Raw genomic sequence first — 17,095 nt, 5'->3', positions numbered from 1 at the left:
TCAATCCTCTTTAAGCATGGGGATGTGAATCCCATGTCGTTTGGCAGCCTGGATCGCCTGAGGGTAGCCGGCATCGACATGCCGCACGATACCCATGCCGGGGTCGACGGTCAGAACGCGTTCCAGTCGTTGGGCAGCCTCTGGCGTGCCATCAGCGACGATCACCTGTCCGGCATGCTGGCTGAAGCCGATTCCCACCCCACCGCCGTGATGGAAAGAGACCCAGGTGGCGCCGTTGACCGCGTTAATCAGGGCATTCAGGATCGGCCAGTCACTGACCGCGTCGGTACCGTCCAGCATGCTTTCCGTTTCACGGTTGGGAGAGGCAACCGAGCCGGAATCGAGATGGTCGCGCCCGATCACGATCGGTGCGGAAACGATGCCTTCAGCCACCAGGTTGTTGAAGACCAGCCCGGCCTGGGCGCGCTCCCCGTAGCCCAGCCAGCAAATGCGGGACGGCAACCCCTGGAAGGGCACCTTCGCTTTTGCCATATTCAGCCAGCGGTGCAGGTGCTCGTCTTCCGGAAAGAGCGCTTTGATGGCTTCATCGGTCGCATAAATATCCTCCGGGTCACCGGAGAGAGCCACCCAGCGGAAGGGACCCTTGCCCTCGCAGAACAGCGGGCGGATATAAGCCGGGACAAAGCCCGGAAAGTTGAACGCATCTTTGACGCCATAATCAAAGGCGCGTTGGCGCAGGTTATTGCCGTAATCGAAGACCTCTGCGCCGGCTTTTTGGAAATCAAGCATGGCTTGGACGTGTTGAGCCATGGATGCTTGCGATCGCCTGGCATATTCCTGCGGATCACGCTCCCGCAGCTCATCGGCTTCGGTAAGGGTCAACCCGGCGGGGATGTAGCTGAGCAGGTCATGCGCCGGAGTTTGATCGGTGACCACATCCGGGAGCACGCCGCGAATCACCAGCTCGGGGAAGATCTCAGCCGCGTTGCCAATCAGCCCGATGGATTTGGGTGTATCCGCCGCCTGCGCTTCTTCCACCAGGGTCATGGCTTCTTCCAGGGTGTCCACCACCGCGTCGACATAGCCGATTTCCAGTCGACGGCGAGCCCGGTCGGAGTCAACCTCCACGATCAAGCCCACGCCCTCGTTCATGGTGATCGCCAGGGGCTGGGCGCCGCCCATGCCGCCCAACCCGGCGGTGAGCACAAACTTGCCTCGCAGAGATGGCCAACCCCGCAGATGCGCCAGGGAGCCCAGGGTTTCGTAGGTGCCCTGCAGGATGCCCTGTGTGCCGATATAGATCCAGGAACCGGCAGTCATCTGCCCGAACATCATCAAACCTCTGGCTGCCAGTTCGTCAAAGTGCTCCTGCGTAGCCCAATGCGGTACCAGGTTAGAATTGGCGATCAACACCCGCGGCGCGTCGGTGTGTGTTTTGAAGACCGCCACTGGCTTACCGGATTGCACCAGCAGGGTCTCGTCGTTTTCGAGGTTCTTCAGGGTGTCCAGGATGGCGTCAAAGGCTTCCCAGGAGCGGGCTGCCTGGCCGCGTCCGCCGTAGACCACCAGGTCTTCCGGTCGTTCGGCAACCTCAGGGTCAAGGTTGTTCTGGATCATACGATAGGCGGCTTCGGTCAGCCAGGATTTGCAGGTGAGCTGGGTGCCGCGCGGGGCGCGTACCGGACGAGGTTGGGACATGGGATACCTCCTTGTGTGTTATTGGTATTCTTCACTTATAGATTATAGCCGTTTCTGAGCCTGATGAAAAATTGTATTTTAAAAGGAAAAGTTTCTTAAGCCTATGCTCGAAAATTTGTGATGACAGGATGAGCGACTGGTTTGTGACCGATTACCCCGATTTATCTTGACAGAAGACAAAAAAAGTTTAGAATTGTCACAGTATTATGCAATTGACCAAGGTGATCTCATCCCTGAATAAACTGCACCCCGCGCCGCGTACGGTGACCCCATTAACCTCCTTAGAGAGCCTTACATGGCTCTCTTTTTTTGTAACAGAAGGCTAATCTTGCGTATTCCCGGTTTAATTGACCCCCATGTGCATATGCGCGAGCCCGGTGCCGTTCATAAGGAGGATTGGTCCAGCGGGACCGCCGCAGCCCTGGCGGGGGGATTCACCCAGGTGCTGGCCATGCCCAACACTAACCCGCCCGTTGTGGATGCCCCGTCCCTTGCCGCTGCGCTAAAACTGGCAGCCAGGAGGGCACGCTGTGATTTTGGACTCTATTTAGGCGCAAGCCGCCATAACTTGCCCGCAACCGAGGATCTGGCAGGTCAGTGCGCCGGCTTGAAACTCTACCTGGATCAGACCTACGGTCCGCTGCGTTTGGATGATATCACGGTATGGAAGGCTCACATGCAGACCTGGCCCAAAACCCGACCCCTGGTTGTCCATGCCGAGGGGCGTACCCTGGCCGGGGCGATCCTGCTGGCGGCATTAGTGGATCGACCGCTGCACGTGGCGCATGTTGCCACCCGGGAGGAGATCCTGCTGATCCGGGTTGCAAAGCAACGCGGTTTGAAGATCACCTGCGAGGTCACACCGCATCACCTGTTTCTGACCGCGGCAGACCTGCCGGGCGGTCAAGGCGAGGTGCGCCCCAGGCTGGCGAGCCGCGCCGATGTGGATGCGCTCTGGAAGCACCTGGATGTCATCGATTGTTTTGCCACCGATCACGCTCCGCACACCGCGGCAGAAAAAGCCACACATGATCCGCCGCCGGGCTTCCCGGGGCTGGAAACCGCGTTACCCTTGCTGCTGAGCGCTGTACGCGCCGGGCGGTTAACCCTTGATGATGTACTGAATCGCATGGGTCCGCATGTCCGGCGAATTTTCGGCATCCCTGCCCAACCTGAGACCTGGGTTGAGGTGAACCTGGAGCAAAGGCACACCCTCACAGCGCGGGGAATGCACAGTAAAGCAGGCTGGACGCCCTTTGAAGGGTGGTCGGTGTATGGCCTTGTCCGCAGGGTGATGCTGCGCGGTGTCACAGTTTATGAAGATGGCCAGGTCCTGGCTCAACCCGGGTTCGGTCAGCAGATCGCTCATGGTGCAGAACGCTGAAAGTTGAAATGTGGACGGAAGATGAGATATCGAAGATAGAATTTCTGTGCCCGCCTTTAATCCCAAATTTCTGTTTGTGCGTTCGCTATTTAGTAAAAAATAAAATTTTCTGGAGATATTACATGCCAAAATTAATCCCAAGATTACCGTCAACAAACTCGCACCTACCCTTTGGGGATATGCAAAACTCGCCGTTTTATGGCATCGACATCATCACGGTCAAGCAGTTTGATCGTGAACAGTTGACCTATATTTTTGAGGTGGCGCACGAGATGTATGAAATGGTCTCCCGGGTGGGCTCTTTTGACCTGTTGAAGGGGAAAATTCTGGCGAATCTATTTTATCAGCCTTCCACACGGACTTCATCATCTTTTACCTCCGCCATGGAGCGCCTGGGCGGTAGCGTAATCCCGATTAACAACGTCAGCTATTCTTCGGTCACCAAGGGTGAATCCCTGCCCGATACCATCCGCACCCTGGAAGCCTTTGCCGATGTGATCGTGCTGCGCCACCCGGAGGTCGGCTCCTCTGCCCTGGCAGCTAAATATGCCCGGAAACCGATCATCAATGCCGGCGACGGGGTCGGTGAGCACCCTACCCAGGCGCTGTTGGACCTGTTCACAATTCACGAGGAACTGGGGCGGGTGGACGGCATAACCGTAACCATGATGGGCGACCTTAAATATGGACGCACTGTACATTCGCTGGCGCGCTTATTGAGCCTGTACAACGTCAAGCTGAACTATGTTGCGCCGGAGAACCTGTGCCTGCCCGATGAGATCAAAGCTGAAATTGGGACCAAGGGCATCCCGCAGGACTGCTTTGCCGACCTGACCCCCGTCTTGCCCGAGACGGATGTGCTCTATGTCACCCGGGTGCAAAAGGAATATTTTGAAGACCCTGCCCAACATGAATCGCTTAAAGGCAGTTATGTCATTACCACTGAAACGATGCGCCAGGCAAAGAGCAAAATGGTCCTCATGCACCCCTTCCCGCGCGTGTGGGAGATCGACATGGCTGTGGATGCTGACCCGCGCGCAGCTTACTTCCGCCAGATGGAATACGGTCTGTATATCCGCATGGCATTGCTGGCGATGGTGTTGGGCAAGGCTTAAGTTAACGTCACCGGGCATGTTTTAAATCGGCGAACCCGGCATTTGTCCGTGCTTCAGCCCGTTTTATATTACAATAGGGTTACGTCAGACCGCATCCTTGGAGGAAAAACATGCCTACTTTTTTCGAAAAACTCAACCAGCGCGCCAGAGCCATCGATTCCTTGTTGTGCGTGGGATTGGATCCGCATCCGGAGGAACTGCCGGAGCAGACCGCGGAAGCAGCCGAAGCTTTTTGTATCCGGTTGATCAACGCCACCCAGGAATATGCCCTGGCGTTTAAACCCAATGCCGCCTTTTTTGAAGTCCTGGGGCCGGAGGGCTGGGCAGCGCTACACAGGGTGATCCAGGCTGTGCCCGAGGGCATCCCTGTGATCCTGGATGCCAAACGGGGCGACATCTCTTCGACAGCCCAGGCCTATGCCCGCTCGGCTTTCGAGGTTCTGGGCGCAGATGCGATCACCCTCAACCCCTACATGGGCTACGATTCTCTCTCGCCGTTCCTTGCCGACCCCGAAAAGGGCATTTTCCTCCTGTGCAAGACCAGCAATCCCGGCTCGGTCGACCTGCAAGACCTGCCCCTGGGCGGTTACTACCGTTTGATGACCGTATACGAAAAAGTAGCCGGTTTAGCCCAGGAATGGGGCACCAATTGCTGCCTGGGGCTGGTGGTGGGCGCTACCTTCCCCGAGGCATTGCAGCGGGTGCGCCAGTTTGCGCCGGATCAATGGATTCTCGCGCCGGGTTTGGGCGCGCAGGGCGCAGATCTGAAGGAGGCGATGCGAGCCGGCTTACGAGCCGATGGGCTGGGCTTATTGATCAACGTCAGTCGCAGCATCTCCCGTGCGGAGGATCCCGGGCAGGCTGCACGGGCACTGGTTGAAAGTTTTCGCGAAGCACAATTAGAAATCAAGCAGCCTTCGCCTGCCATGGAAAGCCCGACTCCTCCCCTGATCGCCTCTCTGGTGGAAGGACTGCTTTCGATGGGCTGCATTCAATTTGGCGAATTTACCCTCAAGTCGGGTCTGGTTTCACCGATCTATATTGACTTGCGGCGTTTGGTGACCTTCCCGGGCTGGATGACCCAGGTGGCTGCCGTGTATATTCAGCAATTGTCTCAACTGGAATTTGACCGAATCGCAGGTCTGCCTTATGCCGCCCTGCCGATCGCAACAGCCATCAGCCTGCAGGGCAACTACCCGTTGATCTATCCGCGCAAAGATGTTAAAGATTACGGCACGGGCATGGCGATTGAGGGCATCTACCATCCGGGCGAAACAGTTGTGGTTATCGACGACCTGGCCACAACCGGGGGAAGTAAATTTGAGGCGATCGAGAAACTGGCTGAGGCGGGCTTGAACGTGCGTGATGTGGTGGTCCTGATCGACCGCGAATCCGGAGCCAGGGAAGCCCTGACGGAAGCCGGCTACCGGATGCACGCATTATTGACTCTCTCGCAACTTTTAGATCACTGGCAAGAAACTCAACGCCTTCCCGCCAATCAAATTGCCCGCGTGCGCGCTTTCCTGCAGGAAACAGGCACTTCAGGCTGAGAGCAATCATGTTTCGCACCCGCGCCTATCGCTATGAAAACGAACAGGTCGTTCTGATCCTGACGATCCTGCTGGTGCTGGGCGTGATTATCCTGACCTCCACAGCCACATTTTGCTTGAGTGCAGTCTTTATCCTGGGGATGTTCTTGATCAGCGCTGTGATGATCCATTCGCATCATCAATCATTAATGCAGCATGCGTTACGTGTCGATCGTGCTCGCACGCCCGAACTGGCAAACCTGATCGCAGAATGCGGGGTAAAACTGCAGCCCGGACAGGTGGATGTGTTTGTGGTCAATCAAAAACAGATGAATGCCTACACCTTCGGGATCAGTAGCCCCAAGGTGCTGGTTTTATTCGCCCCTTTGGTTAAAACGATGACGGTCAATGAGCTTAAATTCATCATCGGTCACGAGATGGGTCACGTGGTCTTGGGACACACCTGGCTGAACACGATCATCGGCGGCATGGCGGGTATTCCTGCCCCCTTTGGCGCCGCGGTGATCCTGTACACCGCCTTTCGCTGGTGGAATCGCATGTGCGAATTTTCAGCCGATCGAGCGGGGTTGCTGGCTTGCGGCGATATTCACACCGCAATTTCGGCACTGGTCAAGCTGGCTGCGCCAAAAATCCGCACGCAAGCCGATTTTGAGAGCGCCCTGGCCATGATCGATGCTGAAGACGACCCGGTATCTAACCGCCTGGCAGAGCTTTTTCAATCGCACCCGATGCTCATCCGCCGTATCAACACGCTGAGGGATTATGCCCGCTCAACGGAATACCAGCGCATCCAGACCGGGATCAATGGCAACCTGGGAGCTGCACCTTCAGCGCCTGCGGCACGGTTTGTCGCACCCGTACAGCTTGAACCTGAAACAAGCACGCTCCTTGAAACAGAGCTCACGCCAGAAGAACGCTGGCCATGGCTAAAACCCAAGCAGGCTCCCTGAACGCTGAAAACAAGAAATGAAACAATAAAGCCCGCAAACGAACCTGTTTGCGGGCTTTTTGGGGTTTATCAATGGCTTAAGAAATCGGCCAAACATCGGATGACCGCTTGGGGAAGAGGGTGTTGATTAAATTTTTATTTTCTTCTTTCTTGGCAAAACAATCTGCGTAGGCATGCTCCAGTTCGTCCATGCTCCGATACCCGAACAGAAGTTGCAGAAACGTTAATCCGGGGAATCTTGCGGTTGCATCCCTAAGGGCGTCCAGGTCAATTTTATTGATCGCTTCCAGGTGTCCGTTTTTGAATACCAGCTTGATTCCGTCACGGTAGAATCCCAAAATGACCTCTCCCGTGTAATAATCAAAGGGTGTGTCCGCCAGGCGCGCTTCCAGTGCCGGTGTGATTTCTTGTATAAATGCCAGCAGATCGGTTACCCGCATATAGTACGCGTAAGGCTCATGGTTGTAAGGTAAGCTTGAGGCAATCACGTCATAAGCCGGGTGGGTTTCTCCCAACATAAAACCAAACCTTTCCTGGGGAAGACCCTGGTCTTCAGCCAGCGTTTCGCCTTGCATCCACAAAAAACGGGCTACACCTGGTGTTACAGATGACCAGGCGACCCCCGGCGCCAACTCATAAACAGTCAGGACAGAATTGTCACCCCATTTGACAGGCGGGATGCCAATAAACCCAACCGGTTCTTCTGCCAGGCTCTCGATGATGAAAATTTCGCGGGCATTGATGTTGTACCGGCGTTTTCCGGTCAGTTCATACTGCCAGAGGTGCTTATTCCACACAGCATAGACCATCGAGCGCTGGCAACCGCGATTATAGGTGGTCATCAGGAAGGGAATGTCTGTGGTGGTTGCTTTCCGAAAAGTGTAGGGTTCTTCTTCCCCATCCTCCAGTTTTGGAACGTGAACCTTGTAGCCTGAACGCCCTCCGTGGAGGTTGAGAGCCATTTCATATCCGAATTGGCGGTAATAAAAAGGGATGCCCGTGATCACCTGGACAAGTTCGCCCCGCGCCGCACTCCATTCGTGTAGAATTTCCATCTGTTGCCGCACCAGGCCGCGCCGTCGGAATTCTTTCCTGGTCCCAAACAATTCTGGTCGTCCAACCTTGAAGGGAATGCCCTCATAGGACCAGGTTTGCGAGATCAGGCAGCTCGATGAGATAATTTCACCGCTGTGTGTATCTTCTACGATTAAAAAGTCGTCTGTATTAAACGTTGGCGCTTCACCGCTGATCAGGTCCAGAGTCCAATCCTCCAAGCCCTTCGCATCCCATTCATCTTCGCTGTGAATCTCTATGTTAAATTCCGCCAGAGCTTGCGCATCTTCAGATGTTGAGCGGCGGATGATCAAACCTTCGCCCAGATCGCGAATGAATGATTCTGACATTTATTTTTCTCCTTGATTACGAAATTCCCTTTGATTATAAATCAATTAAATAAGAAGTTGAAGGTATACTTGGCGTTGGTTTAATGACAAAAATGAATACCCGATTTAAAATCTTTGTTTTCCTTCAATTTGGCGCCTTTGGCGTATATGGGTCCTATCTGCCTCTGTTTTTTTACAACAGGAATTTCTCTGGTTTCCAGGTTGGGCTGCTTCTGGGCACAATGCCCATTGTGGTCTTGGGCTTGCAGCCGGCTTGGAGCTATTTAAGCGACCGACTGAACACCCGTAAAGCCTTATTATTGATCAGTTGCTTGGGTATGGGGTTGGCGATGTTTGGATTGGGATTGTCGAAATCCTTTGTCGCTGCATTTGTCTGGATTGTTTTATTCGCTGCATTCAGTGCGCCTATCATTCCGATCGGCACTGCAATATTGCTGGAATATTTAGAGGCAAGCGACGAACTGGATAAATACAGTCTGTTTCGCGTGTGGGGATCAGTGGGCTTTGCCATCATCAGCATGGTAGCGGGCAGCCTGTTTCTGGGAGAGAACACAGATTACCTGGTGTGGTTGACAGGAGGAATTTACATTCTACTGGGTTTGGTAACCCTGACATTGCCTGAAACTCGAAGTCAGGTTCATCACTCCGAGACCAAGGTTAGTGAGATCCTATCCGGCAATCCGCGACTGGTGTTTTTTCTGATCGGCAGCATTTTTGTTGGTGCATCACTGGTTGTGTATAACAATAACATCACCCTGTTTCTCCAATCATTAAAAGCTCAGGACTGGCTGATAGGACTGACGATTTCTTTGCAGGCAGTTGTGGAAATCCCCTTAATGTTGCTGGTTCCGCTGGCGTTAAAACATCGGTCGCCACGTTGGGTTATTTTAATGGGCACGGTGTTATTGCCACTGCGCTGGCTTATTTACTTTCTTGTAAAAACGCCAGGATGGGTTGTTCCTTCCCAGGTCATCCACGGTTTTGCCGTGATTAGTTTTTATGTGGTCGGAATTGGGTTCGTTGATCAATTGGTCAACCCTCGCTGGCGTGCAACCGGTCAGGGATTATATTCAGCAAGCTTAAACGGCATCGGGGCTGCATTGGGCGCTTACCTGGCTGGCGCGATTTTAGAATGGTTTGGGATCCGCACGGTTTGGGGGTTTAACATCATCCTGGGTGCCATCGGCCTTGGGTTTATGTTGCTGGCATTGTATCCACGGCACAAAAAATGAAACTTAGCCATCTCGATAATTACAATGGGGAAACCACGCTTGATTTACATTGGCAATCTCTGATCTTTCTATTCGAAATGAAAACCCATTAAGTCTGTTATGTTATATAATATACGCTTATGAAAAATCGCCGTTGTATCTTCCCCCTTTTTGACAATACCAAACCCGCTGATATTGTTGCTTTGCTTAACCTGGGCGATGAAAAACCTGACCAGAATACAGGAGGTGATTATTGAATCAAGGTGAATAAAAACCGTTTTCTTTCGTTGTCGTATCTTATTATTTTTATTACTTTTGGAGGTAAACCCTATGTCTGAAACACAAGTACGTACAAAACGCCGCTCAGCGCAGCTGCCCATTACTTATGTAGTTGCAGTTGTTCCTGTAGCTGCTGCACTTAATATTGTTGGTGGTTATATCAACACTGCACTGCGTCTGCCCACTTTCCTCGACATGATCGGCACAATGGTGTCAGCAATCCTGCTCGGCCCCTGGTGGGGTGCTGTGGTCGGTGTGATTACCAACGTGGTCTCATCTTTCTTAACCGGTCCGATTGGCTTGCCCTTTGCTGTCTGTAATGTGATTGGCGCATTGGTCTGGGGTTACGCTAACCAATGGGGTTGGATGAAGAAACAGTGGAGCTTCTTCCTGGTCAATATGCTGGCAGGTTTGATGGTTACCCTGTTTGCTGTCCCGATTTACGTCTTCCTGTTTGGTGGCGCCACCGGACACTTCTCCGATGTTATGACAGCAGCTTTCCTCGGCATGGGTCAGCACCTTATTGTCTCGGTCTTTTCCTCAAATGTCCTTGTGAACCTTGCTGACAAAATCATCTCTGGCTATGTTGGCTTGGCAATCATTGAAGCCCTGCCTGCCAACCTGACCGAACGAGCCCAACTGCCCAAGGCAACCGGTTTGAAACGAATTATCATTCCACTTGCTGGTGTTCTCATCGGTGTGTTAGTCGTTTTGTTGTTCCTTGCAATTGGAAAATAAACAAAATTCATTCAAAAAAAGGAGATTTTCTCATGAACGATAAGAAAACTGTTGGACCCAAGGAAGGTTTGGGCATCGGCATCATTTGTTTGGGTGTGTTAATGGCGTTTTTGCCGGGTGCTGCACAAAATATCGCTGATCTGCCCTTCATTGAGAGCGAACCTTTCCCCATTTTGCTTGGATCAACTTATGTCTTAGCGCTTTTTGTTGTACTCGCTGGATTGGCAGTGCTTTTGGCAAAGTTTAATGGTCGAGACGAAGAATAATCAAATTATTATAAAAACCACGATATTCCTGGTTTAACATACATGGATGGTATTGGCTGTTAAAAGTCAATACCATCCTTAGTATAAATAATCAAATTGGAGAACTCATGGAAGAAGCGAAACCAATTATTGAATTTAAAGACCTTTCTTTTTCGTATAAAAGCGCAGACAATCGATACGCATTAAAAAACATTAATTTGAAAATTTACGAGGGTGACTATGTCGCGCTTTTAGGTTTAAATGGTGCTGGAAAAACCACCTTGCAATTATGCTTAAATGGCGTTATCCCAAACAGTATCCTGGGGGATTTTAGTGGCGAGGTGATCGTAGATGGTCATGACACCTTTGAAACACCCGTGCGTGAACTGGCAAAAATCGTTGGAATGGTGTTTGATAACCCCGAGTTTCAATTAAGTCAGATGTCGGTTGGTGAAGAAATCGCTCTGGGATTAGAAAACCTGGGTTACAGCTATGAGGAAATGGTCAACACCATCACAGAAGTGCTGGGCATTGTTGGATTGAGCGGATTGGAAGAACGCTCACCCTGGGGCCTTTCAGGCGGTCAGCAGCAGCGGTTATCAATTGCTTCTGCCCTGGCAATGCACCCGAAAATCCTTGTTATGGACGAACCCACGTCTAACGTCGACCCAATTGGTAAAGAAGAAATCTTTCAGGTTGCCTACGATCTTAATCGGAAGCGAAATATGACAGTCATCATGGCAGAACACGAGGTTGAAGTTATGGCTCAGTATGCCAACCTGGTGGTTATTATGCACGATGGAGAAATTGTCTTGCAGGGTACCCCGGAAGAAGTCTTTAGTAACGTGGAGTTATTGGAGAGTTTGGGCTTACGAATGCCTCAGGTGGCTGCTTTAGGACATTCGCTTGAAAAGCAGAACTTAATGAACTTAGGTGGGAAGTACCCTGTAAAACTCGATCAGGCGATTGAGACCTATGGACGTCTGTTCGAGTAGAAAGTTGAGCACAACAATGGAACCAATCGTAAAAGTAGAAAATTTGTGGCATATTTACCCAACCGGAAACGTCACAGCGGTTAGAGATGTATCTTTGGAAATTAATAAAGGTGAAATCCTCGGCGTAATCGGTCAAAATGGATCGGGCAAAACCACCCTGGTTAAGCATTTCATTGGATTGCTTAAACCGACAAAGGGCAAGGTTTTTGTCAGTGGGTTGGACACGTCCAAGCACCTTATTCAGCAGATGGCTGTAAAAGTTGGTTATGTTTATCAAAACCCTAACCATCAACTTTTTGCACGGACGGTTCGAGACGAATTGCGTTTTGGACCGAAAAATATTGGTTTAACAGAAGAGGAAGTTGAAGAGCGCGTTGCTCAGGCAATTGAATTTTTTGATCTCAAAAACATTTTGGATGTTCATCCCTACCGGATTAGTTTTCCGTTGCGCAAACTGGTCGGAATGGCTTCTGTTTACACCATGCGACCCGATGTCTTTATTTTAGATGAACCGACAACTGGACAGGATAATATCACCACCCAGACGGTTTATCACTTAATTCGCAAACTGCGTGATGAAGGTGCAACCGTCCTTTGTGTGGCGCACGACATGATTTTGCTGGCAGAAACCGTGGATCGCATGCTGGTGATGCGTAACTCTGAGCTGATTATGGACGCCACACCACGTGAGGTGTTTTCAGATTATGAGATTATGTCCAGCACACATCTGACTCCACCCCAAATCACCACATTGTCGCTCAAACTCAAAGAGAAATATCAAAAGTTAGACCAAACTGTATTAACCATTGATGAGATGGTTGATAAAGTAAAAAATTTATCGAATAAGTAGCTGGATCGGAGGTTTATTAATATGCAAGGCGTTGTTATTCCTATTTCGATGATTCCTGGAAATTCGATTATCCATCGAATGAATCCACTGCCAAAGCTGATGTGGACCGTTGGCGTACTGGCAGTTTCGTTTTCAACCCGCAATCCAGCTGTACTGGGTGCTGTTTTCGTCCTGGGGTTATTGCTGGTGCTAATTGCCCAGGTTGGTTCGGCCTACCTTAAGGTGGTGATGGTGCTTTTGCCAGTCAGCCTGGCGTTGATCACCTTGCAGAGTATTGCGCCGGCTTTCCCCCGTCCCTGGACGCCGATTATTGGCTGGGGTCCATTCACCGTGTATCAGGAAGGGATTTACAGCGGGATATCGATGGCATTGCGCATCTTTTCTTTAACGACCTGGGCGATGGTCTTTATTATGACCTCACATCCTTCAGATATCTTTACATCGCTCAAGCGGGTGGGCATGCCCTATACCTTAAACTTTATCCTGATTATGACATTGCAGCTGATCCCGATTTTACAAAATGAGTTCGTTGTTGTCCTTAATGCACAGAAGTCGCGGGCAATGAAGGGCACAGGATTTGGCGCGCTATTGCCCAGTATGGTGCCGGTGTTCGTTGGTGCAATTGAGCGAATTCAGCAACTTTCCATTTCACTGGAATCGCGTGCCTTTGGTTCTTCAGGTCACAAAACCAGTTATCGACGGGTTCGAATTACAGTTTGGGACATTCTTAATCTGCTGCTGGCGGTGGTTGTCAGTGGATTAGCAACCTATTGGGTGATTGTTGATAAAAGCCTGGACTGGAGCCGTACGTTGGTGTTCAACCCGGTTTTTTCAGCCATCCTGATTGGCATATCTGTGACTGGCTTTTTGACCTACATGGGTTTAGCGATTTACCTGGTTGCAAAATCGTAATCAGAACGAAACACATTCTTAGGAGATTATTATGGCTGACAATGATTTGATGTATCACATTCAAATGAAAAAAGGCGATGTTGGACGGTATGTCCTTCTACCTGGCGACCCCGGTCGCTGCGAAATGATCGCCAGCTATTTCGACAACCCGCAACTCGTTGCTTATAACCGTGAATATAAAACATACACCGGCACGTTACTGGGTGAAAGGGTTTCAGTCACTTCCACTGGGATTGGTTGCCCATCAGCAGCTATTGCGGTTGAAGAATTAATTATGATCGGTGCCGACACCTTTATTCGTGTGGGCACATCTGGTGGAATGCAGCCGTATCTGCGAGCCGGGGATCTTGGCATCGTCACCGGTGCAATCCGCGATGAGGGCACGACACGCCATTACATGCCGATCGAGTTTCCTGCGGTTGCTGACCTTGATGTGATTTTGGCATTGCGCGAAGCAGCACAAAAATTGAATATCCGGGCACATCTGGGAGTTTCTCAATCTAAGGATTCCTTTTTTGGGCAGCATTCACCTGAACGCATGCCTGTAGATACGTATCTGCTTGAACGGTGGAAAGCCTGGGTTCAGGGTGGGACGATTTGCTCCGAAATGGAAGCCGCAGCCATTTACGTTTTATGCAGCATTTATCGTAAACGTGCCGGTGGTATTATGCTGATCGGCTGGAATCAGGAAGGAGAGAACCCCGAAGAGCACGTTTCTGATCTGGATCCATTGATCAGGACGGCTGTTGAGAGTGTGAAGATCCTGATCGAAAAAGATCGCGCCAGCGCATGAATTGGTTGAAGCATGGATAAAGTAAAGCATCTTCACATCACCGCTGATGATGTTGGGCGGTATGTCTTTTTGCCAGGTGACCCGGCACGCTGTGACAAAATCGCCCAGCACTTTGAAGCGCCCAAATTAATGGCCTTCAACCGCGAATACAAAACGATTACCGGCACCTTATTGGGTGAAAAAGTCTCTGTGGTTTCCACGGGTATTGGCAACCCTTCAGCAGCAATTGCCGTGGAAGAGCTGCATATGCTGGGTTGCGATACCTTTATCCGCACCGGGACTTCAGGTGCAATGCAGCCGGAATGCATGCCGGGAGATCTGGGAATTATCAAAGCCAGCGTTCGAGATGAAGGCACCACAAAACACCATATGCCGATAGAATTTCCTGCAATTGCCAACCTGGACATGGTACTGGCTTTATTAAATGCAGCAAAAAATTTAGGTTTCAGATCGCATGTTGGCATTTCACACTGCAAGGATTCTTTTTACGGTCAAATGAAACCGGAAGAAATGCCGGTGGCGAGCGAGTTGCTCCAGCGCTGGAATGCCTGGGTACGCGGTGGCGTCCTGTGTGCTGAAATGGAATCAGCCACGCTATTTACCTTAGGAGCGATTTATCGCTTGCGGACGGCTTCCATTGTTTTGCTGGCAATGAATCACGAGTACCCCCATCTCCAGGCGGTGACCGATGTTGAGCCGGTGATTTTAACCGCCATAGAGGCGATGAAAACCATCATTAAAGAAGACCAAATAAAGGAGCACGCTCAACCATGACGCATGCTGAAAAACTGCAATATCACATACAAATGAAGCCCGGTGATGTTGGGCGATATGTGTTGCTACCTGGCGACCCCGGTCGTTGCGATAAAATTGCCAGCTATTTTGACAACCCGCAACTCGTTGCTTACAACCGTGAATATAAAACATACACCGGCACGTTACTGGGCGAAAGGGTTTCAGTCACTTCCACTGGAATCGGTTGTCCTTCGACAGCAATCGCCGTTGAGGAGTTGATTGCCATCGGTGCGGATACATTTATTCGCGTCGGTACAAGCGGCGGTATGCAGCCCAATATCAGAACCGGTGATGTTGCCATTGTCAATGCGGCAATTCGCGATGAAGGCACCACCCGTCATTACATGCCTATCGAATTTCCTGCCATTGCTGACATTGACGTGGTTCTTTCCTTGCGCGAAGCCGCACAAAAGATCGGCATGCCCTACCACGTGGGCCCAACTCAATCCAAGGATTCTTTCTTCGGTGAAATGGAGCCTGATCGCATGCCGGTTGATGCCCGGCTGAACAGGCGCTGGAAAGCCTGGATTGCAGGCGGAGCCGTCTGTTCAGAGATGGAAGCAGCTGCACTCTTTATTCTCTCCTCGATTTATCGTAAACGGGCGGGTGGGGTCATGCTTATGGCCAGCTTGTATGAAGAAAGCGATTTGACGCCTGAGGAAAAAGATGCGCTTCTTGATGTTGACCGACCGATCCGGGTAGCGATTGAAGCCATTAAAATATTAATTGAAAAAGATCGACAGTCACAGGCAGACGATTAGTTGCGATCAAAATCATTGCAGTAAAAACGAAGATACCCAATATTATGATTGGTCGCGACATCAGACAATTACAGAGTAAACATCCTGAATTTGTGGCACGGATGGAGAGTTATTACCGGTGGAACTTCATCGCACTGGCTTTTGATTCATCGATTTACGCCTTTGCGGTCGCAGCCCTATCCCAGGACACGATTATCCCTTACTTTGTTGAGAAGCTCACGGATAAAAGCTGGATTATCGGCTTGGTGCCGGCAATTTACTATTTCGGATTCTTTTTGCCGCAGTTAATCGGTGCCTACCTGGTCAATGGAAGGCGCACAAAAAAGAAATTTGTGTTAAAAGTTGCCATCACCGAGCGGTTTGGGGTCATGCTGGTTGCGATTGTCGCTCAACTTTTTGGCTTGTTCAGCAATACAATGATCCTGATCTTGTTGCTTGTGGCTTATATGATTTTCTCAGTGACCAATGGGATGATTAGCCCCGGCTATTCAGATTTTATTAGCAAAAGCATTGTAAAAAATCGAGGGTTTTTCTACGGTTTTACCAATGGGCTTGGTGGGATCATTGGCTTTGGCTCATCGCTTTTCAGCCATTATTTGCTGGATAATTATGCTTTTCCCTTCAATTTGAGAATTCTATTTTGGACGGCTTTAGCAACTTCGGTCATTTCACCAATAATCATCGCAAACTTTAAAGAAGAGCCCTATCCTGAACAGGTCAAACCCGAACCGCTGGGAACCTTTATCCGGAGTATTCCCAAACACATCAAACATAACCCCGATTTCAGTCGATTTATGATCTCGCGGGCTGTGTTGGGTCTGGGCGTTCTGGGAAATGCATATTTCGCCCTCTACAACCGGCATACCCTTTCACTGCCGGATGCCAGCCTGGCTATTTTTAACATGATTATCCTCATCACTCAGAGTGTGCTTGGATTCTTGTGGGGATGGATTGGCGATCGGTTTGGTTATAAGGTTGTTTATGTGATTGTTTCTCTGTTTGTAGTATTGCAAGGTGTTTTTGGGGTATGGGCAAAAGCACCCTGGATGTTTTACTCGATTGCATTTTTTATCGGCGGCGTGTATGCCTCAATCCGTATTTGCGATCCTAATATGATTTTTGAAATCGCCCCCACATCTGAAACCGGGCGTTATATTGGCATCAACAACACGCTTGTTGGGCCTGTAATGACCATGGCGCCTTTGATTGGTGGTTTACTGGTTGACCTTTTTTCTCACCAGGTTTTATTTTACAGCGTCATTTTTGTTGGGGTCATCTCGGCTTTACTGGTAATCTCGCTGATGCCCCATATTCACCGAGAGCGCTCTTAATCAACACACAATAAAAAATAACCAGGGTGCGTTCAACTAACAATGAACGCACCCTGGTTGCCTTTACCCTGATTCAATCAGGATATCATAACGACCGCCCAAACTGATTTGCTGGATCAACCGGT

The 17,095-nt window shown here is 50.5% G+C and carries 16 protein-coding genes; 14 read left to right on the top strand and 2 right to left on the bottom strand.

The features are described 5' to 3' along the window. Positions 1–1,659, bottom strand: a complete 1,659-nt coding sequence (gene hutU / locus CFX1CAM_RS02310; RefSeq protein ID WP_087861460.1) for a urocanate hydratase — start codon at positions 1,657–1,659, stop codon at positions 1–3. Between the two features lie 328 nt (positions 1,660–1,987). On the opposite strand from hutU, the gene CFX1CAM_RS02305 reads away from it, so the two are divergent. The 4 genes from CFX1CAM_RS02305 (at position 1,988) to CFX1CAM_RS02290 (ending at position 6,658) form a co-directional block, all read left to right on the top strand. Further along, positions 1,988–3,043: an amidohydrolase family protein gene (locus CFX1CAM_RS02305; RefSeq protein ID WP_269457041.1), complete on the top strand. Its 1,056-nt coding sequence runs from the start codon at positions 1,988–1,990 to the stop codon at positions 3,041–3,043. A gap of 122 nt (positions 3,044–3,165) precedes the next feature. Beyond that, positions 3,166–4,158 (top strand): aspartate carbamoyltransferase, encoded by a 993-nt coding sequence (gene pyrB, locus CFX1CAM_RS02300; RefSeq protein WP_197687149.1) that lies wholly within the window; start codon positions 3,166–3,168, stop codon positions 4,156–4,158. A gap of 110 nt (positions 4,159–4,268) precedes the next feature. Beyond that, positions 4,269–5,708: an orotidine-5'-phosphate decarboxylase gene (gene pyrF / locus CFX1CAM_RS02295; RefSeq protein ID WP_087861458.1), complete on the top strand. Its 1,440-nt coding sequence runs from the start codon at positions 4,269–4,271 to the stop codon at positions 5,706–5,708. 8 nt (positions 5,709–5,716) lie between these two features. Then, positions 5,717–6,658, top strand: coding sequence for a M48 family metallopeptidase (locus tag CFX1CAM_RS02290; protein ID WP_087861457.1), 942 nt, complete (start codon positions 5,717–5,719; stop codon positions 6,656–6,658). Between the two features lie 76 nt (positions 6,659–6,734). Here CFX1CAM_RS02290 and CFX1CAM_RS02285 read toward each other — a convergent pair whose 3' ends face one another. Further along, positions 6,735–8,060 carry a GNAT family N-acetyltransferase gene (locus CFX1CAM_RS02285; protein ID WP_087861456.1) on the bottom strand — a complete coding sequence of 442 codons (1,326 nt, stop codon included), beginning with the start codon at positions 8,058–8,060 and terminating at the stop codon, positions 6,735–6,737. A gap of 83 nt (positions 8,061–8,143) precedes the next feature. On the opposite strand from CFX1CAM_RS02285, the gene CFX1CAM_RS02280 reads away from it, so the two are divergent. The 10 genes from CFX1CAM_RS02280 (at position 8,144) to CFX1CAM_RS02235 (ending at position 16,970) form a co-directional block, all read left to right on the top strand. After that, positions 8,144–9,292, top strand: coding sequence for an MFS transporter (locus CFX1CAM_RS02280; protein ID WP_087861455.1), 1,149 nt, complete (start codon positions 8,144–8,146; stop codon positions 9,290–9,292). A gap of 309 nt (positions 9,293–9,601) precedes the next feature. Then, positions 9,602–10,288, top strand: a complete 687-nt coding sequence (locus tag CFX1CAM_RS02275) for an ECF transporter S component (RefSeq protein WP_087861454.1) — start codon at positions 9,602–9,604, stop codon at positions 10,286–10,288. Positions 10,289–10,320: 32 nt separating this feature from the next. Next, a complete protein-coding gene (locus CFX1CAM_RS02270; RefSeq protein ID WP_087861453.1) occupies positions 10,321–10,554 on the top strand; it encodes a hypothetical protein in 234 nt (77 codons plus the stop codon). A gap of 107 nt (positions 10,555–10,661) precedes the next feature. After that, positions 10,662–11,528, top strand: a complete 867-nt coding sequence (locus CFX1CAM_RS02265) for an energy-coupling factor ABC transporter ATP-binding protein (protein WP_087861452.1) — start codon at positions 10,662–10,664, stop codon at positions 11,526–11,528. Positions 11,529–11,544: 16 nt separating this feature from the next. Continuing rightward, the gene (locus CFX1CAM_RS02260) at positions 11,545–12,378 is read left to right on the top strand and encodes an energy-coupling factor ABC transporter ATP-binding protein (protein WP_157891652.1); all 834 of its coding nucleotides are present in this window, start codon (positions 11,545–11,547) and stop codon (positions 12,376–12,378) included. A gap of 21 nt (positions 12,379–12,399) precedes the next feature. After that, positions 12,400–13,290, top strand: a complete 891-nt coding sequence (locus tag CFX1CAM_RS02255) for an energy-coupling factor transporter transmembrane component T family protein (RefSeq protein WP_087861450.1) — start codon at positions 12,400–12,402, stop codon at positions 13,288–13,290. 31 nt (positions 13,291–13,321) lie between these two features. Continuing rightward, the gene (udp, locus tag CFX1CAM_RS02250) at positions 13,322–14,083 is read left to right on the top strand and encodes a uridine phosphorylase (protein WP_087861449.1); all 762 of its coding nucleotides are present in this window, start codon (positions 13,322–13,324) and stop codon (positions 14,081–14,083) included. A gap of 12 nt (positions 14,084–14,095) precedes the next feature. Beyond that, positions 14,096–14,857, top strand: a complete 762-nt coding sequence (locus CFX1CAM_RS02245; RefSeq protein WP_087861448.1) for a nucleoside phosphorylase — start codon at positions 14,096–14,098, stop codon at positions 14,855–14,857. Then, on the top strand, positions 14,854–15,639 hold the full coding sequence (gene udp, locus CFX1CAM_RS02240) for a uridine phosphorylase (protein ID WP_087861447.1): 786 nt from the start codon (positions 14,854–14,856) through the stop codon (positions 15,637–15,639). Before CFX1CAM_RS02245 ends, udp (CFX1CAM_RS02240) begins: the two co-directional genes overlap by 4 nt. Positions 15,640–15,683: 44 nt before the next feature. Beyond that, on the top strand, positions 15,684–16,970 hold the full coding sequence (locus CFX1CAM_RS02235) for an MFS transporter (RefSeq protein WP_087861446.1): 1,287 nt from the start codon (positions 15,684–15,686) through the stop codon (positions 16,968–16,970). Positions 16,971–17,095: the final 125 nt, after the last annotated feature.

Origin of the sequence: Brevefilum fermentans, assembly GCF_900184705.1 — a bacterium.
GTDB classification, from domain to species: Bacteria; Chloroflexota; Anaerolineae; order Anaerolineales; family Anaerolineaceae; genus Brevifilum; species Brevifilum fermentans.
The sequence above is the reverse complement of the archived record's forward strand: the minus strand, read 5'-3'. Positions and strand labels throughout refer to the sequence as shown.